Below are 20,989 nucleotides of genomic sequence, written 5' to 3'. Positions count from 1 at the left end.
TAAGGCCATCAGAAAGAGCGAGCGCCGACCCATAGCCGGGTCGGCGCAAATTGATCATACGAGCAAGTCGAACTGCTTGTTCAGCGGCAAGCTGCGCGCGCGTTGGCCGGTCAGGTCGAACAGCGCGTTGCCCAAAGCGGGCATCGACGGCGGTGTCCCCGGTTCACCGACACCGCCCAGATGTTTGTTGGTCTCGAGTATCCGGACTTCCGTGATCGGTGTGCTTTGCATCCTTAACGCATCATAATCCGGGAAATTATACTGTTCGACCTCGCCATCGGCAAAGGTGATTTCTTCTTGAGCGGCGGCAGACAATCCGTAGATCATGCCGCCGATCATCTGCGCCTCGACCGTCGCCGGATCCAAAGCCAAGCCGACATCGCAGGCGATCCAGGCCTTGTTGATGCGGATGGTGCCGTCATCGTCAACCACTTCGATCACCTGTGCGACCGGAGTGCCAAAGCTGTAGGCCATTGCCACGCCACGTCCGACACCATCGGGGGTTTTGCCGGTCCAGCCTGACATCTCTTTCACGGCCTCCAGGCACCCCGCAGCCGGGGCGAACTCGGACCTTGCCAGCTCCAGCCGGAACTCCAGTGGGTCGCGCTCGGCGGCATTGGCCATTTCATCCAGGAAGGTCTCGTGGAAGAAGGCATTATGGCTGTTGCCGACCGAGCGCCAGAAGCCCACCGGTACGGCCAGATCGGCGACATGACCGCTCATGCGATAGTTGGGCACCGCGTAGGGCTGGTTAAAAAATCCCTCGACCAGAACCTTGTCGGGGCCACCGCCTGAGAAACCCGTAACACGTTCAACCGCCTGATGGGTCGGCGATTGCGAGGCGACCTTGCCGTCGATCAGAATTGCCTTGCCATCCTTCACTGCCCCTCGCATGCGCGCCATCGCGCAGGGGCGGTAGAAATCGTGACGCATATCCTCTTCGCGGCTCCACGTCGTTTGCACAGGGGTGCCTGGAATGGCCATGGCGACCTTTGTGGCGATCTCGCCGAAATCCAACTCGCCCCGGCGGCCGAAACCGCCGCCCAGATAGGTGGTGTGAATCTCAACCGCTTCGGTATCTAGACCGGCGGTGTTGGCTGCGCGGATCTGGATCAGGGTCGGGGCCTGATTGCCGCACCACAGGTCCAGCTTGTTACTGGTATAGAGCGCCGTGGCGTTCATCGGTTCCATTGTGGCGTGGGCCAGATAGGGCACGGTATATTCTGCCGTAATCTCGGTGGCACCTTCAGGAAGCGTTTCGACATCGCCTTCATCGCGCATGGTCGAGTTCGGGGCGTCATCAAACGCCTTGGCAATTTGCGCGAATACCGCATCAGTATCGGGCGGATAGGGGGCATCGCCCCAATCCACGTCAATCGCCTCGACCGCCTGCATGGCAAGCCAAGTGTTGTTGGCAATCACCGCGACGCCCGTGCCCAGATCGACGATCTTTTCAACGCCGGGCATGGCTTCTGCAGCACTGGCGTCAAAGCCGTTCATTGCCCCGCCCAGCTTGGGGTTCATGCGGACCGAGGCGAATTTCAGGCCCTCGGGGCGCACGTCGATGCCAAAGGTGGCGGTGCCGGTGGATTTGTCCGGAATGTCGACGCGGGGCAGGGATTTGCCGAGCAAACGCCATTCGGACGGATCACGCAGGGAAACCTCGGGCGGTTCGATCTGGCCTGCGGCCTCGGCCAGTTCGCTATAGGGAATGCGCGTGCCATCCGGGGCAACCACAGCACCATTTTCGGTCATGAGTTGATCGCGATCGACCCCCAGTTGGTCCGCGGCAGCCTGCTTCAAGGTTTCGCGCGCAGTAGCGCCAGCCATCCGCATCCGTTCGAACCCGTCTTTCATCGAGGTTGAGCCGCCGGTAACCTGCAGGCTTAACGTTTTGCCCAGAACACCCAGTGCCTCACCCAGATTGTGCTGGAAATCCGAGATGTCATAGCCCTTGCCTGGCAGGCTTTCCCCCATAAGAGCATGGTTGTAATAGGCGGCAGCAGCAGGTCCGTGCAGCACACGGATTTCGTCCAGCTCAACATCCAGCTCCTCGGCGATCAGTGCTGCCCAGGTGGTCATAACGCCCTGACCCATTTCAGCGCGGGGGGCGAACAGGGTCACGCCCTGCTGGTCGATCAGAACAAAGGGGCTAAGCGCGGTTTCCCCGTCACGCGGTTTCAGCGGGTTCGCAGCTGGACGCGTGACGTAGTAGGCACCGAAGGCCACTCCACCTACGATGGCGGCAGATCCGATCAGGAATGTGCGGCGAACGATTTTACCGATACGTCCCATGGCTCAAGCCTCCTTCAACTTGGCAGCGGCATCGTGGATGGCCGCGCGGATGCGAGGATAGGTGCCACAGCGGCAAAGGTTGCCTTGCATCGCATCGTCGATGTCTTCGTCCGTTGGGGCCGGGTTTTCAGCCAGTAGCGATGCGGCCTGCATGATCTGGCCCGACTGGCAGTAACCACATTGGGCCACTTGGTGGTCAACCCAGGCCTTCTGGATCGTTGCCATGGCGTCAGGCGTGCCAAGCCCCTCGATCGTGGTGACATCACCCCAAACATCCGAGAGCGCTACCTGGCAGGACCGCACGGCCTCACCATCAATATGAACGGTGCAGGCGCCGCAGGCAGCCACACCACAGCCGAATTTGGTACCGGTTAGTCCGACCTCATCACGCAGAACCCATAACAAGGGCACATCATCAGGCAGATCAACCTGATGGGTCTTTCCGTTGATCTTAAGGGCCGTCGTCATGGCGCACCTCTCTTAGCTTTGGCTGGTTTCTGACATAATTAATGAAAAGTGTCAGCTTGTCAATTGACAAAATGTACAAGAAGTGTCAGAGGTTCTCGCATGACGAGTGTAAGTGAAGATTCCAAGACAGCGGCCATTCTGAAATCGGCATTTCAGGCCTTTGCGACCTATGGGTTTAAGAAAACTTCGATGGATGACATTGCCAAAGGGGCAGGGATGTCCCGGCCTGCGGTCTATCTTCATTTCAAGAATAAAGAGGCCATCGTTCGCGAACTGACGCAGTTCTATTATGGCGAGAAGGTCACCCTGGTCACCGAGGCCTTGGCCAACGAAGGTCCTTTGCCTGAGATTCTCGCGCGGGCGATCGAGGTGCAATCCAGTGGGATGGCTGAAATCTTGGCATCACCCCATGGGCTTGAAATGTTGGACGCGACCAAATCCATGTCGACAGACATCGTTCAAGAGGGTGAGGCCAAACTGACCCGTCTTTACGCGGATTGGTTGCGGCGTGAGGATGCGGCGGGTCGTGCGCATTTGCCCGTCGGCCCGGATGAGGCCGCAAAGACAATCACCACATCGCTGAAGGGTGTCAAGATGACAGCCTCCAGCGCTGAAGAGTTTGAGCAGGGTATCTCGCAATTGGCCACGCTTTTGGGCGCGGCGCTTGAGGTCAGGTGACGCGCTGACGGATCTTGTATTCCGGCTTGTCCCACAGCTTGTTGGTTATGATATCGGCCAGAATTTGGGCGGCCTGTTCTACATCCCCTTCATCGACATATAGCGGTGTGAAGCCAAACCGCATGATATCGGGCGCTCGGAAATCGCCGATCACGCCACGCGCGATCAAAGCCTGCATGGCAGCGTATCCTTCATCAAAATGAAACGATACTTGACTTCCGCGCTGGGCTGGATCGCGGGGGCTTGCGAGTGTCAATCCCGGGCAGGTAGCCTCAACCCGGGTAATGAACAATTCGGTCAATTCGATTGACTTGGCGCGCACATCGGCCATTTCAGCCATGTCCCAGATATCCATCGCTGCCGACAGCGCTGCCATCTGAATGACCGGAGGGGTTCCGACCCGCATCCTCTCGATTCCCGCGCCGGGGCGATAGTCGAGATCGAAGGCAAAGGGGGCTTCATGCCCCAACCAGCCCGAAAGCGCCGGGCGCACGCGATCCGACAGACGCGGAGCGACATAGACGAACGCTGGCGCACCGGGACCGCCATTGAGGTACTTATAAGTGCAGCCAACAGCGAAATCCGCGTTGCAACCGGACAGATCGACCGGGATTGCCCCCGCAGAATGGGCAAGGTCCCAGACGGTCACGACACCGTTCGCGTGGGCCAGTTCGGTCAAAGCCTTCATGTCATGCATACGGCCGGAACGATAATCGACCTCGGTCAGCATCAGAACGGCGACCTCTTCGGTGATATGTGCAGCGACGTTTTCGGGATCGACCACGCGCAGTTCGTAATCCGTCCCCAGTGATCGCAACAGCCCATCTGCCATGTAAAGATCCGACGGGAAGTTGCCGTTGTCCGACAGGACCAGCTTGCGGGTCGGGTTCAGTTCCAGCGCTGAGGCGACCGCCTGATAAACCTTGATCGACAGAGTGTCGCCCACCACGACGCTGCCGGGCTCTGCCCCGATCAGCCGTCCGATCCGATCCCCCAGGCCGGTCGGCATACCCATCCACCCGGCTTTGTTCCAGCCGGTGATCAGCAACTGACCCCATTCGTCCTTCATCATGCTTCCGACACGGTCACCGGCTGATTTCGGCAACGGGCCCAGAGAGTTACCGTCGAGATAAAGAACGCCCTCGGGCAGGTGAAACATGGATTTGGTTTTGGCGAAATCGGTCATGGCGAGGCTTTGTCTTTCTGAAACAGTCAGGTTGTAACTGGCTATCTGATCCCGTTGTGTCTGTCTATTGGTGCGGGTTGTCCAGCGCCCTGGGTCGATGCGACACCCTGCGCTTTTGCCAATGCGGTCAGAAAACGATAGGAGAGCGATCAGAAGCGACATCTGCCACCATGTGTCGCCGCGTGAAGGGACAGCCATGCGCCTGATCGACATACCACCTGTTTGGCTTGTGGGCTTTGCCTTGCTCGCCTGGGTCCAGGCCCGCGTGTTGCCGCTGGGGTTGTCTCTGGATGGGGCGGCGATAGATCTGCTCAGCGGCATACTGATCGGTGGCGGTATCATTCTGGCCGTGATGGCGGTGATCGAGTTCCGCCGGCACAAAACCACGGTCTTTCCGCACGAAACACCCTCGACCATGGTGCAGACTGGGATTTACAAGCGCAGCCGCAATCCAATCTATGTGGGTGATGTGTTGATCCTGACCGGGCTGATCCTGCGTTTTGACGCGGTGTTGTCGCTGGTGCTGATCCCGGTTTTTGTCTGGGTGCTGGAACGCCGCTTTATCATACCCGAGGAAGACCGTCTGCGCCGCACATTCCGCGCCGATTTCGCCCGGTATGAACGCAAGACCCGGCGCTGGATATAAGGGTGTGGTCATCATGACACAGCGTCATAATTGCTGCGCTTGCGAAATAATCTTGCGCAGGATACATGTCTGCTTGTCATTCTATGCTGAACACCCACCTGGCCTGAATCAAAAATTAGGGGGAACCGACTGGTGAAAATTGGGACGCCAAAGGAAACGTACAAGGGCGAGAACCGGGTCGCGATGACTCCGGACTCGGCTGTGCAGTTGCAGAAACTGGGCTATGAGTGCCTGATCGAAAAGGGTGCAGGCGCTGCTGCGGGGTTTTCGGACGCCGCTTATGAAGCCGCAGGCGTTGAGGTCATGAAGACCGCCGCCTCGCTTTGGAAGGCGGCGGATATTATTGCCAAGGTGCGTCAGCCCGATGCCACCGAACTGAAGCGTCTGACCAAGGATAAGACCCTGATTTCCTTCTTTAACCCGGCTGGGAATGAAGATGGGATGGAGGCCGCCAAATCCAAGGGCGCGACCGTGATCGCGATGGAGATGGTCCCGCGAATCTCGCGCGCGCAGAAGATGGACGCGCTGTCTTCGATGGCCAATATCGCCGGGTACCGTGCTGTGATCGAGGCAGGCAACAACTTTGGCCGTTTCTTCACCGGTCAGGTGACGGCGGCCGGTAAGGTGCCGCCTGCCAAGGTGCTGATCGTTGGTGCTGGTGTGGCTGGTCTGGCCGCGATTGGGACCTCAACCTCGCTGGGTGCGATCACCTATGCGTTCGACGTGCGCCCCGAAGTGGCCGAGCAGGTCGAATCCATGGGGGCTGAGTTCGTCTATCTGGATTTTGAGGAAGAACAGCAGGACGGTGCATCGACTGGTGGCTACGCATCGGTCCAGTCGGAGGAATTCCGCAACGCCCAGCTTGCCAAGTTCCGGGAACTGGCACCCGAGATGGACATCGTCATCACCACGGCGCTGATCCCCAACCGTGAGGCACCTGAGCTTTGGACCAAAGATATGGTCGAAAGCATGAAGCCGGGTTCGGTCATCGTTGACCTTGCAGCGGAAAAGGGCGGCAACTGTAAATTGACGGTGCCGGATGAGAAGATCGTGACCGACAATGGCGTGACCATCATCGGCTATACCGACTTCCCCAGCCGGATGGCGGCGCAGTCATCGTCTCTTTACGCGACCAATATCCGTCACATGATGGCTGACCTGACACCCGAGAAGGACGGCAAGGTCAATCACGACATGGAAGATGACGTGATCCGTGGCGCGACCGTGACCCATGAGGGCGAGATCACCTTCCCGCCACCGCCGCCCAAGGTGCAGGCGATTGCGGCACAGCCTAAGGCCGAGGTCAAGGAACTGACACCGGAAGAGAAAAGGGCGCAGGAAATCGCGGCCTTCAAAGCGCAGACCAAGCAACAGTTCACGTTGCTGGGCGTCGGCGGTGCGTTGATGTTGCTGGTGGGGTTGATCGCTCCGGCCAGCTTCATGCAGCATTTCATCGTCTTTGTGCTGGCGATCTTTGTGGGCTTCCAGGTGATCTGGAATGTGAGCCACAGCCTGCACACACCACTGATGGCGATCACCAACGCGATCTCGTCGATCATTATCGTTGGGGCCTTAATGCAGATCGGATCGGGATCTTTCCTTGTCATTCTGCTGGCAGCGCTTAGCGTCTTCATGGCCGGAATCAACATCTTCGGCGGCTTCCTCGTAACCCGGCGCATGCTCGCCATGTTCCAGAAATCTTAAGGAGGCCGGGCACATGGAATTTGGCTTCACTACTGCCGCCTATGTCGTTGCGGCTGTCCTTTTCATCCTGTCTCTGGGTGGATTGTCGAACCAGGAAAGCGCCAAGCGGGCGGTCTGGTATGGCATTGTTGGTATGGCGCTGGCGGTTTTTGCCACGCTGGTTGGTCCGGGTTCAGGCCTGTGGCTGCTGTCGTTGCTGCTGATCGCGGGCGGCGGTCTGATCGGTCAGTACGTGGCGCAACGCGTGCAGATGACCGAGATGCCGCAGCTTGTGGCCGCGATGCATTCGCTGGTGGGTCTCGCGGCTGTGTTCGTGGGATTCAATGCCCATTTCGAGATCGGCAATGTGGCGCAAGTCATGGCGATTGCTGACAGCGCGTCTCAGGCGGACCTGTCCGATCTGGGGGCGTTCGCCAAGCTGATCGCGAAGAAGACCGCGGCCGAACTGGCGATCCTGCATGTTGAGCTGTTCCTCGGTATCTTCATCGGTGCGATCACCTTTACTGGATCGGTCGTGGCTTATGGCAAGTTGGCGGGCAAGGTGACCTCGGCGGCGACCAAGCTTCCGGGCGGTCATGCTCTGAACGCGGGTGCGGCTGCTTTGTCGTTCATCTGCCTGATCTGGTACACCAATTCGGGCGGTTTCTTCCCGCTGTTCCTGATGACGCTGGCAGCGCTGTTCATCGGCTATCACCTGATCATGGGCATCGGCGGGGCCGACATGCCGGTGGTTGTGTCGATGCTGAACAGCTATTCGGGTTGGGCGGCTGCGGCCATCGGCTTCTCGCTAGGCAACGACCTGCTGATCGTGGTTGGTGCATTGGTGGGCTCGTCTGGTGCGATCCTGTCCTACATCATGTGTAAGGCGATGAACCGTCACTTTGTCAGCGTAATTCTGGGCGGCTTTGGTGGCCCGCAGGGCGAACAGATGGCTGTTGAGGGTGAACAGATCGCCATCGAGGCAGATGGTGTCGCGGCGGCGCTGAATGATGCAGATAGTATCGTCATCATCCCCGGCTATGGCATGGCCGTGGCGCAGGCGCAGCAATCGGTGTCCGAGCTGGTTCGCAAGCTGCGCGCCAAGGGCAAGAACGTGCGCTTTGCGATCCACCCCGTTGCCGGTCGTCTGCCGGGCCACATGAACGTGCTGCTGGCCGAGGCGAAGGTGCCGTATGACATTGTTCTGGAGATGGACGAGATCAACGACGACTTCCCGGATACGGATGTGGCCATCGTGATTGGCTCGAACGATATCGTGAACCCTGCGGCGCAGGAAGACCCGAACAGCCCCATCGCCGGGATGCCGGTGTTGGAATGCTGGAAAGCCAAGCAGGTGTTTGTATCCAAGCGTGGTCAGGGCACCGGCTATTCGGGCATCGAGAACCCGCTGTTCTTCAAGGAGAACACCCGCATGTTCTATGGCGACGCCAAGGCTTCGCTCGACAAGCTGTTGCCCATGATCGATTGATCAGAAGGGACAATCTGATTGCAAAGGGCGCCTGAGGGCGCCCTTTTCTTTTGCGATGAGATGGGGGCTTGCCTCCAACCCCCTCAAGATTTTTTAGCCATATGAAGCAAGCGGGCTGTGTTAAACTTGGCGAGTGCTCGGGATAGTAGGAGGCAGACCATGCAGAAGGTAAATGGAATTGGCGGGATATTCTTTCGGGCCCGTGATCCGCAGGCGTTGAGTGCTTGGTATGAGAAGCATTTGGGGGTCAATCACTACGATCCTGTGCCCTGGAAGCAGCGGGAAGGATATACGGTGTTCGCACCCTTTGCGCAGGACACCGAGTATTTCGGCCGCTCCGAGCAGCAATGGATGATCAATTTTCGTGTTGATGACCTGAGCGCGTTGATCGACCAACTACAGAACGCCGGAATCACCGTCGAGACGAACCCGAAGTGGGACAGCGAGGTCGGGAAATTCGCCCGCATCCACGATCCTGAAGGCAATCCCATCGAGCTATGGGAGCCGAATCAATAAGATAGCGGGATTGTATACCATTGTATCCTTGTAAGTAATTGAAATAAATAAACAATTGATGTTGTGTCGGTCTGCCTTATAGTGCCGGTGATACACCGGAGCCTTACATGACGCCCATAGACAATCATCCGCTTCGCTATACGCTGGCCAATGAACTGCATGCACGCCCATTTCCGGTTGCACCCTTGCCCAGCACGGTTGTGTTTCTGGCGATCAAGAAGCCCAAAGAAGCGGTTACGCGCGATCGTGGCGAGGATATGGCCCACCTGATCAATCTGCTGGATCGCCACGGCGCGCAGCACCCTCAGCCAGAAGCCACTCACTACGCGGGTCAGATCGGGCGTCATTGGCTGAAATGGGAACAACACACCGAGTTTGTGACCTATACCGCGATCACTCCGAACGTCAGTGAACGTGCATTCAATCCGGCAGACTTTGAGGTGTTTCCTCCAGACTGGTTGATGGCGAGCCCGGGGCAGCGCGTGACATCGGCCTTAATTCGCGTCGTCGAGTACGAGGGGGATGAGGCGGCAAAGGCTTCGTTGGCTCAGTGGTTCGAGCCGGAAAGCCTAGCAGTGGCGCGGGTGCTGGATGATGCCGCGATCTGCGCTTGTGATTTCCGAATTGATCCGGCGGGGCATATGCGCCTTGCGATGTTTGTCAAGAAAGGCACCGGGCGGCGTCGGACCGGGCGGATCGTTCAGCGGCTGTGCGAGATTGAAACCTACAAGGCAATGTCGATGCTGGGATTTGCGAGGGTCAAGCAATTGATGCCGCGCATCGGCGAACTGGATGGTCAATTGACCCGCCTGATGGGGCAGATGTCCGACGAAACAGCGCACCCAGACGAATTGTTGCCGGATCTTCTGTCTACCTCGATCGAGCTTGAGACACTTTCGGCACGGTGTTCTTTTCGGTTCGGCGCAACGGGCGCCTATGAGGCGATTGTCAATCAGCGCATCGAAGTGTTGCGTGAACAAAGATTCAATGGACGTCAGAGTTTTGCCGATTTCATGATGCGTCGTTATGACCCCGCGATGCGGACGGTGAAATCAACCGAGCGACGTTTGCAGGCCTTGTCCGACAGGGCTATTCGCGCCGGCGACCTGTTGCGTACCCGTGTCGATGTCGAACGCAGCGCTCAAAATCAGGCTCTGCTGGAAAGCATGGACCGGCGTGCTGATCTGGCCCTTAGATTGCAGCACACAGTCGAGGGATTATCTGTGGTGGCGATCAGCTACTATGCGGTGTCTCTGGTCAGCTACTTGCTCTACCCACTGACGCAGGCCGGGATTAGCAAAGGGATGCTGACGGCAATTGTGACCGTGCCTGTCATCCTTGCCGTTTGGTTCGGGGTGCGCCAGATCCGGAAGCGAATTGAATAAGCGGTCTATGCCGGGCGACGAATGATCTGTAGAACGGGTGGCGTTTGGCAGATTTTATGAGGATTCCCTGTGATCGGTATTGTTGCGGCGTGGCGGGCTGTGGCCGCCATGTTTATCCTGAACGGTGCGCTGTTCGGCATCTGGGCATCGCGCATACCTGCGGTTCGGGACAGGCTGGATCTGACGCACGAGGCGCTAGGGCTTGGTTTGCTGTTCATGGCAGCAGGGGCCGTTTGTTCGTTTCCGATCACGGGCCGTTTGACGGACAAGTTTGGGGCGGTGGCGATCACGCGGGTGATCGCGGTTCTCTACACCTTTTCCCTGATCCTTTTGGCTCTCGCCGGCGGGTTCTGGTCGCTTGCGGCGTTTCTGTTTGTATTCGGAGCCTTCCATGGCTCGATGGATGTTGCGATGAACGCCTGGGCGGCAGAGGTCGAACAGGCCTATGACAAGCCGGTCATGTCGTCCTTTCACGCGATGTGGAGCCTTGGAGCCGGGCTGGGGGCGCTCAGCGGATACGGTGCCGTGCAGATGGGGCTGTCGGTGTTGCAACATTTTCTGCTAGCAGGTGGCGTTGTCGTCGCGCTTGCGCTTGTTTTGTCTTGGGTACGCTGGACTTCGAAACGATCGGCTTCGAAACCTGGATCGGTGTTCGCCTTGCCATCGGGTGCCCTGATCCTTGTGGGTTTCACAGCGCTGTGCGGCGCTTTGGGCGAAGGGGCTGTTGCGGATTGGAGTGCGATCTTCCTGCGCGATGTCACCGGTGCGGCTGAGAGTATCGCGGCGTTAGGCTATGCGGTCTTCTCGGTCACGATGGTTGCGTTCCGGCTTGCGGGCGGGGTGGTGATCGCGCGTTTCGGGCCTGTTGCAACAGCACGATTTGGCGGCGTTTGCGCCGCGCTGGGCGTGTTTGGCGTGGTATCGGCGGGAGGGGCAGGATTGGCTTTGGCAGGTTTTGCTCTGATGGGAGTGGGCTATGCGGTAATCATGCCTCTGGCCTTTAGCCGTGCGGCCAACGACCCGCATGTCCCGCCCGGACAGGCGATCGCAAGCGTCGCGACATTGGGATACGGAGGGTTGTTGATCGGGCCGCCTCTGATCGGATTTCTGGCCGAGTTGATGACGCTGAGATTTGCCTTTGCAGTTCTTTTACCGCTGGCCGTTCTTATCATCGTATTGGCCGGCGCGCTGAAGCGCGCCGACTAAGTTCGCTTATCGTCCGCGAATACGTGGATCCAGCGCATCGCGCAGGCCGTCACCCAGATAATTTACACTGAGGACGGTTAGTGAGATCGCCAGTCCGGGCCAGAACACGCGCTCGGGGTATTGCTGCAGATAGTCGACGCCATCGAAGAGCAGCCGACCCCATGTCGGGAAGTCCGGCGGAAATCCGAGGCCGAGGAAGGAAAGCGCGCTTTCGGTGATGATCGCAGTTGCAATCCCCAGCGTGGCCGACACCATGATCGGAGACAGAACATTCGGCAGGATGTGCCGGGTGATGATCTGGCCATTGCTGGTGCCGATGGACCGGGCGGCCAGAACGAACTCACGCTCTTTGATCGCCAGCACATCGCCGCGCACGATCCGCGCTGTGGGCATCCATGAGGTGATGCCGATGGCGCAGACGATCAGGATGAAGATTCCACGCTCTAACCCGAAGGCAGCAGATAGCGGCTCGCGGAAGAGCAGCATCATGACCAGCAGCAGCGGTAGCAACGGCAAGGCCAAGAACAGATCCGTCAGGCGCATCAGCGGGCCATCCAGCCGTTTGAAAAACCCGGCCAGAACACCGATGAACGAGCCCAGAAACAGCGCCAACAGCATCGCGGTGATGCCGACTGACACCGATGTCTGACCGCCTGACATCATGCGAGCTAGGATATCGCGGCCCAACTGGTCGGTGCCGAAGGGATGCGCCCAACTGGGGCCCTGATTGCGCGAACGGATGTCGATCTGAGTGGGGTCGATGCTCCATAAGTATGGTCCCAGATAGACGCCTGCGACGATGAAGATGAACAGAATCGCTCCGATCATCGCGCCTTTGTGGGTCTTGAACTGGTCCCAGACATCGCGCCATTGGCTCCGTGGTGGGGTGGCCAGTTCTTCCATCACATCGGTGGTTGGCAGCGCTGTCGAGGCGGGCGCAAGCCCTTCGTCCGGGACCAGTGTATCGGTACGATCATGATCAGTCATAACGAATCCTCGGGTCCAGAATGCCATAGAGAACGTCGGCGATCAGATTGAACAGGACGATCAGCACGGCAAATATGAAGGTCAGGGTTTGGACCATCGGCAAGTCATTGGCCTGAATAGCCCCGATCAGCAACTGGCCGATGCCGTTCACTTTGAACACCTGCTCGGTAATGATCGCTCCGCCGAAGATGGCCGGAATACCCAGCGCGATAACGGTGACCACAGGGATCATCGAGTTGCGCAGGACGTGGACCATGACGACCGTGTATTCGCTGAGGCCCTTGGCGCGGGCAGTGCGGACATAATCCTGATTAAGGTTGTCCAGCATCGAGGCGCGCATGAATCGGCTGAGCTGCGCGGTGATCTGCAGAGCCAGAACCATGACCGGCATGATCATCTGTTTCAGCTGTACAACAAAGCTGTCCCAGCTATTGACCACATGGGTAGTGTCATAGATCGACGGGAACCACCCAAGCTGGACTGAGAAGATCACGATCACCAATACGCCCGAGAAGAACGGCGGTACCGAGAAGCCGACCATCGACACGAATGTGCCCATTTGGTCGAACCAGGAATACTGGCGATAGGCCGAATAGATGCCGATGGGCAGGGCGATCAGGATGGCGACCACATAAGCGGTGCCGACAACCCACAGGGTCTGCGGGATGCGCTGAACGACGATGTCCATGACGGGTGAGCGGGTCTGCCACGAAATCACGCGCAGGTCACCTTCGGAGAAGGTTGTACCAAAGATCGAGTCGACCAGAACCTGCGGTTCGATCCAGAAGAACTGCACGATCCATTTCCAGAACCGGATATGCATCGGCTGACCGAGGCCCAGTGCCTCGCGCATCTTCTCTTTGACTTCGGGGGGGACGGTAAGTGGAACCTGCGCCATCGGATCGCCTGGTGCGAGTTCGAGGAGCAGGAAGATGACGAGGCTGATGAACAGTAGCGTGGGAACGGCCAGCACCAGTCGTCTGATGGTAAAGTTGAGCATTAAGAGGCGCCTTTATATGCGTCTTCTTGTTGGAGTGGTCTGCAAATGACCGCGCCCCGATATGGGTCGGGGCGCGGTTTTGCAAGATTAACGCTTAGGAACCGGTCTTGCGGTACCAGTCCGCAATGTTCCACAGCTCGCTGTCCCAAACGTTCAGGACAACGCCACCCAGCGTGTTGGCGTGTGCCGACAGACGACCACGGTGCACCAGCGGGATCATTCCGCCATTTTCAACCATGATGTCGTTCAGCTGACGCGCGATCTGCGCGCGCTCATCCGCACCTGCGGTTTCGGCCAGTTTGCCATGCAGCTTGTCGAACTCTTCGTTGCAGAAACGGCTGATGTTCTCGCCCTGCCACTGGCTTTCAGGCTTGGGTGCCTTGTCGCACAGGCCGTTGCCCAGATAGGACTGCGGGTCAGTGCCGTTGAAGGTGTTGGCATACATTTCAACGTCGGCATAGAACTTCTGGAAGGTGTCAGGCGAACCCGGATCACCACCAAAGAAGACCGAAGCATTGATGTTGCGCAGCTCAGTTTCGATACCGATTTGGCTCCACCATTCTTTGATCAGCGCCTGGAAGTCCTGGCGAACTGCGTTGGTAGAGGTCTGGTAGACAATCTTCAGCGGTACACCGTCTTTTTCACGGATGCCATCGCCATCGGAATCTACGATACCCGCGTCATCCAGAAGCTTCTTGGCACCTTCGATATCCTGAGTATCGCAGCTGAATGTGTCGGAATTCACCGCGGCAGGCGCAGGTACCCAGTTGCAGGTAACCTTACCGGCCTGACCGTAGCCGATTTCAACCAGCAGCGGCCGGTCGATGGCCAGCGACATGGCCTTGTAAACAGCAGGGTCCTGCAGGAACGGGTGCGGATGCGTCGCAGTCGAACGCTCGCCCTCCGGCAGATCTGGTGACGGGTTGGTCTGGTTCAGCATGATGCGTTCCACCAGCGGGCCGAAGCCTGCGACCGGAGTACCTTTGCCGCCTTCCTGCATCTGCGCGATCACTTCAGGCGCTAGCTGCAAGTTCCAGGCATAGTCAAATTCGCCGGTTTCCATGACCGCACGACCAGCAGCAGTTGCATCGCCACCGCCTTTGAATGTTACCGTTGCGAACGCAGGCTTTGCCGGGTCACGGTAGTTATCATTGGCCTTGAAAGTGATCACGTCATTCGGCTTGAATTCGGTGACAACAAATGGGCCTGTGCCGATCGGGTTAAAGTTCTGCTCGGTGCATTCGGGCGCTTTGGCTCCCATGCAATCCGCGAACTGTGCTGCCTGGATGATCGGGCTCTCACCACCCACGAACGGGCCGTAAGGGAACGGGGTCGGCGCATCGAATGTGACTTTGACGGTCAGATCATCGACAGCTTCGACATTGGTGACACCTTCAAATTTGGTCACCTGCGCACAACCGCCTTCTGGGTCCATGCAATAGTTTGCAGTGAACACTACATCAGCGGAGGTGAAAGGTGTGCCGTCTGACCAGGTGATTCCCGGCGCGATTTTCCAAGTGATCGAGGTCAGGTCTTCGCTGACGCCACCATTTGCAACTGTCGGAATTTCGGATGCCAGGAACGGAACCATTTCGCCATCTTGATTGTACCGGGCGAGCGGCTCAATCACTAGCGACGCGGATTCCACATCCTTGGTGCCACCCGAAAGGAACGGGTTCAGGATCGATGGGGCTTGCCAGTAAATGATGCTGACATTGCCGTCCGATCCACGCTCGGCCATGGCCATCGGGGCCATTGCCGTGCTTGCAATCGCACCAAGCAAAAGGGTTTTGATTTTCATCATACACTCCATGTTGGACACATACGTGTCTCGATTATCTCCGCGATGCCCGCGGGTTAGGCGTGGCCGTCAAAAGGGATAAGGATTTGGAATCAAACGGAAACGACTGTATCGCCTTCGTGTATTCAGACCTCTCCCCAGAACGGTTACGCGGCGTATCGAAACAGAGTTTTGGAAAATTGCAAGCCTTGCCTTGCGAAATTTGACCTATCGGTTTGACTTTTCACATCTGCCCGCCTTAGCGTTTGGCACCCAATCCGAAAAGCCGCCAAGGGGAGAGCGCGCGTGCTGGATCAGCCAATTGCCCAGATCAAAAAACTGCGGGTCGAATTTCAAACTAAAGATGGCCCGGTGGTGGGCGTCGAGGACGTCTCGTTCGAGGTTAACCCAGGCGAAACCGTCTGTATCGTGGGCGAATCGGGGTCGGGCAAATCAGTCTCATCTCTATCGCTGATGCGCTTGGTCGAGTTCGGCGGCGGTGAAATTGCTGGCGGACAACTGCTTTTTGATCGCCGCGGCGGCGAGGAAATGGATCTGTCCCACGCCGATCAAGATCTGATGAAGCAGATTCGCGGAAATGAGATCGGAATGATCTTTCAGGAGCCGATGACGGCCTTGAACCCGGTTTTCACCGTCGGACGGCAGCTCACCGAAGGATTGCGAATCCACAAGGACATGAACAAAGCGCAGGCCGAAGAGCGCGCGCTGGAACTATTGCGTCAGGTGCGCATCCCCGAGCCCGAGCGACGTTTAAAGCAATATCCGCATGAACTGTCCGGTGGCATGCGCCAGCGTGTGGTGATCGCCATGGCCATGGCGTGTGAGCCTCGCCTGCTGATTGCGGACGAGCCCACCACCGCGCTGGATGTGACCATCCAGGCCGAGATTCTGGCGCTGATGGACCGCCTCAAGCGCGAGACCGGAACGGCAGTAATGTTTATCACCCATGACATGGCTGTGGTCGCGCAGATGGCGGACCGCGTGGTGGTTATGTTCCGCGGCAATAAGGTCGAGGAAGGCACCGTCAAAGAAATCTTCGAAAACCCGCAGCACGATTACACCAAGGCGTTGCTGGCGGCGGTTCCGAAATTGGGCGAGATGCAGGGTAAAGCCGCGCCCGAGCCAATGAAACTGCTGGGTGAGGAAGGCCAGAAGATCGCTCCGATCCCGGGCACGAACGAAGTGTTGCTGACGGTCAAGAACCTGACCACGCGATTTGCGGTGAAAGGCGGATTGCTGCGCCGGACCATCTCGAACGTGCATGCAGTCGAAGATGTCTCGTTCACGCTGAACCGGGGGCAGACTCTCAGCCTCGTGGGCGAATCTGGGTGTGGCAAGTCGTCGGCAGGGCGCTCGATCCTGCGATTGGTGGAGCCGATGGCGGGTGAGGTTGATCTGGACGGTGTCGACATCATGAAGCTGGACCAGGCCGGCCTGCGCAAAGCGCGGCTGGACATGCAGATGATCTTTCAGGATCCGTTCGCCTCGCTGAACCCGCAGATGCAATTGGTTGATCAGGTCGCCGAACCGATGCGGAACTATGGGGTTGCGTCGGGGTCAGAACTGCAGGACCGCGTGGCGCAACTGTTCGACAAGGTGCAACTGCCGCGCAGCTTCATGCGCCGCTTCCCGCATGAGATGTCGGGTGGTCAGCGGCAACGGATTGCGATTGCGCGAGCACTGGCGCTGAATCCCAAGCTAATCATCGCGGATGAGGCTGTTTCGGCGCTGGACGTCTCGGTTCAGGCGCAGGTGCTGAATCTGATGATGGAGCTGCAATCGGAACTTGGCCTAAGCTATCTGTTCATCAGCCATGACATGGCGGTGGTCGAGAGGGTCAGTCACCATGTCGGTGTGATGTATCTGGGCCGCATTGTCGAACTGGGCCCGCGTGCTCGGGTGTTTGAGAACCCACAGCACCCTTATACGCAGGCACTGATGAAGGCGGTTCCGATAGCCGATCCGAACAAGCGCAAGTCGGAAAAAGACTTGAACTTCAAACCGATCCCGTCGCCCATTCATCCGATTGGATACGCGCCCGAACCCTCGCAATACAACGAGGTTGAACCGGGCCATTTTGTGTTGACCACTGACAGCGGATATTGACCCTCATGGCTGAGCGCCTGTCTCCGCTGGAGATCATGACAAAGCTGATCTCATTCCCGACTGTCAGTCGCGATACGAATTTACCTCTGGTGGATTGGGTCGAGGCGTATCTGCAAGGCCATGGGATCGAACCGCATCGTTGGCCTGATCCGGATCAGCCGCACAAGGCGGCTCTGTTCGCGCATGTCGGCCCGTGGGAAGAGGGCGCGATTGTCCTGTCAGGTCACACAGATGTTGTTCCCATCGATGGCCAGCCCTGGGACACCGATCCATTTGTCGTGACCGAGAAGGATGACAAGTATTTCGGGCGTGGCACCTGTGACATGAAGGGCTTTGACGCGCTGGCGATCTGGGCTTTGGTTGAGGCGCATCACGCCGACACCAAACGCCCCCTACAACTGGCGTTGAGCTTTGATGAAGAGGTGGGCTGCACCGGCGCGCCGCCGATGATCGCCCGGATGCAGGAGGTTTTGCCCAAGGGCTCAGCCGTGATTGTGGGCGAGCCGTCGATGATGCAGGCCGTCACCGGCCATAAGGGCGGGTTTGGTTTTGACACGCATGTGGTGGGGTTCGAGGTGCATAGCTCAATCATGCATACGGGCGTTAATGCGATCATGGAGGCCGCGCCGCTGATCAATTGGGCCAATGATCGGAACGCCGAGAATATGGCGGCGCAACCTTCAGACATTGCGTCAGTGTTCGATCCGCCTTGGACTACCTGCCATGTTGGTATGATCGAAGGCGGGACCGCGCATAACATCACCGCCAAGGATTGCCGGTTCATGATGGATTTTCGCACCGTTCCGGATGATGAAAAGGCGGTCTGGCAGAAAGCCTATTTTGATAAGGTTCGAGAAGTCGAGGCCCAAATGCAAGCGGTACATCCGGAAGCCCGGATCGAGCTATCCGAGCATTTCTCGATCCCCGGTCTTGTGCCTGAAGAAGATGGCGAGGCCGAGACGCTGGTGCGCGCGCTCACCGGTGACAATGCGACACATGTGGTAAGCTATGGCACTGAGGCGGGGCAGTTTCAGGAAGCCGGTTATTCCGCTGTTATCTGCGGCCCCGGTGATATCGCGCAGGCCCATCAGCCGAATGAGTTCATTACGATTTCTCAATTCAACGCAGGTCAAAAATTTATGGAGCGTCTGGTAAAGAGGCTCTGCGAATAACATCTCAAAGGAGAGGTTAAAGATGCCCGTCAAGAACCGGCTCGCCGAAATGCATGGCGAGATCACCAAATGGCGTCGTCACCTGCATATGCATCCCGAGCTGATGTATGATGTTGAGGAAACGGCAGGGTTTGTGGTCGACCGACTGAAGGAGTTCGGTGTGGATGACATCACGCCCGGCATCGGCAAGACTGGCGTGGTTGCCGTCATCAAGGGACGTCAGGATACGCTAGGCCGTGTTATCGGGCTGCGTGCCGACATGGACGCGCTGCCCATAGAAGAGGCGACGGGGCTGGACTATGCTTCGACGGTTTCTGGTAAGATGCATGCCTGTGGTCATGACGGTCATACCTCGATGCTGTTGGGCGCGGCGCAGTATCTGGCAGAGACGAGGAATTTTGACGGTACCGTTGTGTTGATTTTCCAGCCTGCCGAAGAAGGCGGGGCAGGTGGTCTGGCCATGTGTCAGGACGGGCTGATGGAGCGCTGGGGTATTCAGGAAGTCTACGGCATGCACAACATGCCTGGGATGCCGGTTGGTGAGTTTGCCATTCGACCAGGCGCATTGCTGGCTTCTTCGGATGAATTCGAAATTGTTGTAACGGGTAAAGGCGGTCATGCTGCCGCCCCGCATGAGGCGCTAGATACAACGCTGATTGCGTCGCACATTGTTGTAGCTTTGCAATCAGTGGTGTCGCGTACCGTGGATCCTATCAAAAGGGTGGTGCTGACCGTCGGGACCTTTGAAACCGATAGTGTGGCCTCGAATGTGATTGCCCATACGGTGCGGTTGCGGGGAACTGTTCGCACGCTTGATCCTGAATACCGAAAGATCGCCGAAGATCGCGTGCGCCGGATCGCGGAAGACACGGCCTCGGCCTTCGACGCGTCTGCCGAAATGACGTGGACGCCGGGCTATCCGGTGACGGTGAATTCGGACGATGAAACCATCTATGCTGCTGAGGCCGCGCAGGCCGTGGCAGGCAAGGTCAATGACAGCACCGATCCAATCATGCCGTCAGAAGATTTTGCTTACATGCTTGAAGAACGGCCCGGAGCCTACATCTTTATCGGAAACGGGGACACGGCCATGTGCCATCACCCGGAATACAACTTCGACGACGACGCCATTCCCGCCGGTTGCAGCTGGTTTGCCGAGCTGGTGGAACGACGATTACCCGTCGCCTGATTTGGGAGGATCAGATGCCAATCAAGAACCGACTTGCCGAAATGCACGAAGAAATCACCGGTTGGCGGCGGGATATTCATCAACATCCTGAGATCCTTTATGACACCCACCGCACCAGCGCCTTGGTGGCTGAAAAGCTGAAAGAGTTCGGTTGCGATGAGGTTGTGACGGGCATTGGCCGCACCGGTGTTGTTGGCGTCATCAAGGGCAAGACCGACACGCAGGGCCGTGTGATCGGCCTGCGTGCCGATATGGACGCGCTGCCGGTGCAGGAGCAGACGGGCCTTGATTATGCCTCGAAAACCGATAGCGCCATGCATGCCTGTGGCCATGATGGCCATACGGCGATGGTGTTGGGCGCGGCGAAATACTTGTCTGAGACGCGGAATTTCGACGGCACGGCCATTGTGATTTTCCAACCAGCGGAAGAAGGCGGCAATGGGGCCGAAGCGATGTGCAAAGACGGTCTGATGGATCGGTTCGGCATTCAGGAAGTCTATGCCATGCACAATGTGCCAGGTGTGCCGACGGGGCAGTTCGCGATCCGGTCTGGCCCGCTGCTGGCGGCTGCGGATGAGTTCGACATTCATCTGGAAGGTCGAGGCGGCCACGCAGCGAAACCGCATGAAACAATTGATACTACAGTGATGTTGTCGCAACTGATCGTGGCACTTCAGACCATCGTGTCGCGTAACGCGGACCCTATTTTACAGGCGGTTCTGTCTGTGACTTCGGTCGAGACCTCATCCAAAGCGTTCAATGTGATCCCTCAATCGGCGCAGGTGCGCGGTACTGTACGAACGCATTCGAACGAAATGCGCGACCTGATCGAGACGCGGCTAAGCGAGGTGGCTGAGGGTATTGCTGAAACCTTCGGTGGCACTGTCAAAGTCTCATACACGCGTGGAGTTCCGGTGACGATCAACGCCGAAGAACAGACGGAATTTGCCGCTGAGGCCGCCATTTCCGTAGGTGGCAGCTGTGATGAAGCGCCCATGGTGATGGGCGGCGAAGATTTCTCGTTCATGCTGGAAGAACGCCCCGGAGCGTTCATCGTGCTGGGCAATGGCGACAGCGCCGGGCTGCACCACCCTGAATACAATTTTAACGATGAGATCATCCCGATGGGATGCTCATGGTTTGCCGAAATGGTCGAGCGCCGGATGCCGGCGGCTTGAATTA

17 protein-coding genes are annotated in these 20,989 nt (G+C 58.0%); 11 read left to right on the top strand and 6 right to left on the bottom strand.

The features are described from left to right. Nucleotides 1–54: 54 nt before the first annotated feature. Together AC1DFB_RS10425 and AC1DFB_RS10420 are read right to left on the bottom strand one after the other, a co-directional pair. A complete protein-coding gene (locus AC1DFB_RS10425; RefSeq protein WP_480921209.1) occupies nt 55–2,295 on the bottom strand; it encodes a xanthine dehydrogenase family protein molybdopterin-binding subunit in 2,241 nt (746 codons plus the stop codon). A gap of 3 nt (nt 2,296–2,298) precedes the next feature. After that, a complete protein-coding gene (locus AC1DFB_RS10420) occupies nt 2,299–2,763 on the bottom strand; it encodes a (2Fe-2S)-binding protein (protein WP_170404110.1) in 465 nt (154 codons plus the stop codon). Nucleotides 2,764–2,862: 99 nt separating this feature from the next. Between AC1DFB_RS10420 and AC1DFB_RS10415 the strand changes: the two genes are divergently transcribed. Then, nucleotides 2,863–3,441: a TetR/AcrR family transcriptional regulator gene (locus tag AC1DFB_RS10415; protein ID WP_170404105.1), complete on the top strand. Its 579-nt coding sequence runs from the start codon at nt 2,863–2,865 to the stop codon at nt 3,439–3,441. Here the strand turns inward: AC1DFB_RS10415 and kynU are convergent. Continuing rightward, nucleotides 3,434–4,627, bottom strand: coding sequence for a kynureninase (gene kynU / locus AC1DFB_RS10410; RefSeq protein WP_170404780.1), 1,194 nt, complete (start codon nt 4,625–4,627; stop codon nt 3,434–3,436). The two genes, AC1DFB_RS10415 and kynU, sit on opposite strands and share 8 nt — an antisense overlap. 196 nt (nt 4,628–4,823) lie before the next feature. Here kynU and AC1DFB_RS10405 point away from each other — a divergent pair, with 196 nt between their 5' ends. From AC1DFB_RS10405 to AC1DFB_RS10380, 6 genes are all read left to right on the top strand, one after another. Further along, nucleotides 4,824–5,273 (top strand): methyltransferase family protein, encoded by a 450-nt coding sequence (locus AC1DFB_RS10405; protein WP_480921208.1) that lies wholly within the window; start codon nt 4,824–4,826, stop codon nt 5,271–5,273. Nucleotides 5,274–5,405: 132 nt separating this feature from the next. After that, nucleotides 5,406–6,977, top strand: coding sequence for a Re/Si-specific NAD(P)(+) transhydrogenase subunit alpha (locus AC1DFB_RS10400; protein WP_170397119.1), 1,572 nt, complete (start codon nt 5,406–5,408; stop codon nt 6,975–6,977). Nucleotides 6,978–6,990: 13 nt separating this feature from the next. Continuing rightward, entirely contained in the window at nt 6,991–8,445 is a 1,455-nt protein-coding gene (locus tag AC1DFB_RS10395; RefSeq protein WP_170397117.1) for an NAD(P)(+) transhydrogenase (Re/Si-specific) subunit beta, read from the top strand. 159 nt (nt 8,446–8,604) lie between these two features. Then, nucleotides 8,605–8,961 carry a VOC family protein gene (locus AC1DFB_RS10390; RefSeq protein ID WP_170397115.1) on the top strand — a complete coding sequence of 119 codons (357 nt, stop codon included), beginning with the start codon at nt 8,605–8,607 and terminating at the stop codon, nt 8,959–8,961. 107 nt (nt 8,962–9,068) lie between these two features. Then, nucleotides 9,069–10,346 carry a DUF3422 family protein gene (locus tag AC1DFB_RS10385; RefSeq protein WP_170404096.1) on the top strand — a complete coding sequence of 426 codons (1,278 nt, stop codon included), beginning with the start codon at nt 9,069–9,071 and terminating at the stop codon, nt 10,344–10,346. 69 nt (nt 10,347–10,415) lie between these two features. Continuing rightward, nucleotides 10,416–11,552 (top strand): MFS transporter, encoded by a 1,137-nt coding sequence (locus AC1DFB_RS10380; protein ID WP_170397111.1) that lies wholly within the window; start codon nt 10,416–10,418, stop codon nt 11,550–11,552. A gap of 6 nt (nt 11,553–11,558) precedes the next feature. On the opposite strand, the gene AC1DFB_RS10375 is transcribed toward AC1DFB_RS10380, so the two are convergent. From AC1DFB_RS10375 to AC1DFB_RS10365, 3 genes are all read right to left on the bottom strand, one after another. Continuing rightward, nucleotides 11,559–12,539, bottom strand: a complete 981-nt coding sequence (locus AC1DFB_RS10375; RefSeq protein WP_170397109.1) for an ABC transporter permease — start codon at nt 12,537–12,539, stop codon at nt 11,559–11,561. After that, nucleotides 12,532–13,539, bottom strand: a complete 1,008-nt coding sequence (locus tag AC1DFB_RS10370; protein WP_170397107.1) for an ABC transporter permease — start codon at nt 13,537–13,539, stop codon at nt 12,532–12,534. Before AC1DFB_RS10370 ends, AC1DFB_RS10375 begins: the two co-directional genes overlap by 8 nt. A 94-nt stretch (nt 13,540–13,633) precedes the next feature. Then, entirely contained in the window at nt 13,634–15,340 is a 1,707-nt protein-coding gene (locus AC1DFB_RS10365; protein ID WP_170397105.1) for a peptide ABC transporter substrate-binding protein, read from the bottom strand. A 285-nt stretch (nt 15,341–15,625) separates the two neighbouring features. On the opposite strand from AC1DFB_RS10365, the gene AC1DFB_RS10360 reads away from it, so the two are divergent. Genes AC1DFB_RS10360 through AC1DFB_RS10345 form a run of 4 tightly spaced genes read left to right on the top strand, consistent with a single transcriptional unit; the run spans nt 15,626 to nt 20,985 of the window. Further along, nucleotides 15,626–17,446, top strand: a complete 1,821-nt coding sequence (locus AC1DFB_RS10360; protein WP_170397103.1) for an ABC transporter ATP-binding protein — start codon at nt 15,626–15,628, stop codon at nt 17,444–17,446. A 5-nt stretch (nt 17,447–17,451) separates the two neighbouring features. Next, a complete protein-coding gene (gene argE / locus AC1DFB_RS10355; protein ID WP_480921207.1) occupies nt 17,452–18,618 on the top strand; it encodes an acetylornithine deacetylase in 1,167 nt (388 codons plus the stop codon). 22 nt (nt 18,619–18,640) lie between these two features. After that, nucleotides 18,641–19,807, top strand: a complete 1,167-nt coding sequence (locus tag AC1DFB_RS10350) for a M20 aminoacylase family protein (protein ID WP_480921206.1) — start codon at nt 18,641–18,643, stop codon at nt 19,805–19,807. A gap of 14 nt (nt 19,808–19,821) precedes the next feature. Beyond that, nucleotides 19,822–20,985, top strand: a complete 1,164-nt coding sequence (locus AC1DFB_RS10345; protein ID WP_480921205.1) for a M20 aminoacylase family protein — start codon at nt 19,822–19,824, stop codon at nt 20,983–20,985. Nucleotides 20,986–20,989: the final 4 nt, after the last annotated feature.

This window comes from Ruegeria sp. S84 (assembly GCF_056583445.1).
This window is presented reverse-complemented; position numbering and strand designations above follow the sequence as displayed.

Excerpts from the sequence above, each read along its gene's own strand:
- AC1DFB_RS10425 (WP_480921209.1), bottom strand. The coding sequence starts at position 2,295 with ATGGGACGTATCGGTAAAATCGTTCGCCGCACATTCCTGATCGGATCT.
- AC1DFB_RS10420 (WP_170404110.1), bottom strand. The coding sequence starts at position 2,763 with ATGACGACGGCCCTTAAGATCAACGGAAAGACCCATCAGGTTGATCTG.
- AC1DFB_RS10415 (WP_170404105.1), top strand. The coding sequence starts at position 2,863 with ATGACGAGTGTAAGTGAAGATTCCAAGACAGCGGCCATTCTGAAATCG.
- kynU (WP_170404780.1), bottom strand. The coding sequence starts at position 4,627 with ATGACCGATTTCGCCAAAACCAAATCCATGTTTCACCTGCCCGAGGGC.
- AC1DFB_RS10405 (WP_480921208.1), top strand. The coding sequence starts at position 4,824 with ATGCGCCTGATCGACATACCACCTGTTTGGCTTGTGGGCTTTGCCTTG.
- AC1DFB_RS10395 (WP_170397117.1), top strand. The coding sequence starts at position 6,991 with ATGGAATTTGGCTTCACTACTGCCGCCTATGTCGTTGCGGCTGTCCTT.
- AC1DFB_RS10390 (WP_170397115.1), top strand. The coding sequence starts at position 8,605 with ATGCAGAAGGTAAATGGAATTGGCGGGATATTCTTTCGGGCCCGTGAT.
- AC1DFB_RS10385 (WP_170404096.1), top strand. The coding sequence starts at position 9,069 with ATGACGCCCATAGACAATCATCCGCTTCGCTATACGCTGGCCAATGAA.
- AC1DFB_RS10375 (WP_170397109.1), bottom strand. The coding sequence starts at position 12,539 with ATGACTGATCATGATCGTACCGATACACTGGTCCCGGACGAAGGGCTT.
- AC1DFB_RS10370 (WP_170397107.1), bottom strand. The coding sequence starts at position 13,539 with ATGCTCAACTTTACCATCAGACGACTGGTGCTGGCCGTTCCCACGCTA.
- AC1DFB_RS10365 (WP_170397105.1), bottom strand. The coding sequence starts at position 15,340 with ATGAAAATCAAAACCCTTTTGCTTGGTGCGATTGCAAGCACGGCAATG.
- argE (WP_480921207.1), top strand. The coding sequence starts at position 17,452 with ATGGCTGAGCGCCTGTCTCCGCTGGAGATCATGACAAAGCTGATCTCA.
- AC1DFB_RS10350 (WP_480921206.1), top strand. The coding sequence starts at position 18,641 with ATGCCCGTCAAGAACCGGCTCGCCGAAATGCATGGCGAGATCACCAAA.
- AC1DFB_RS10345 (WP_480921205.1), top strand. The coding sequence starts at position 19,822 with ATGCCAATCAAGAACCGACTTGCCGAAATGCACGAAGAAATCACCGGT.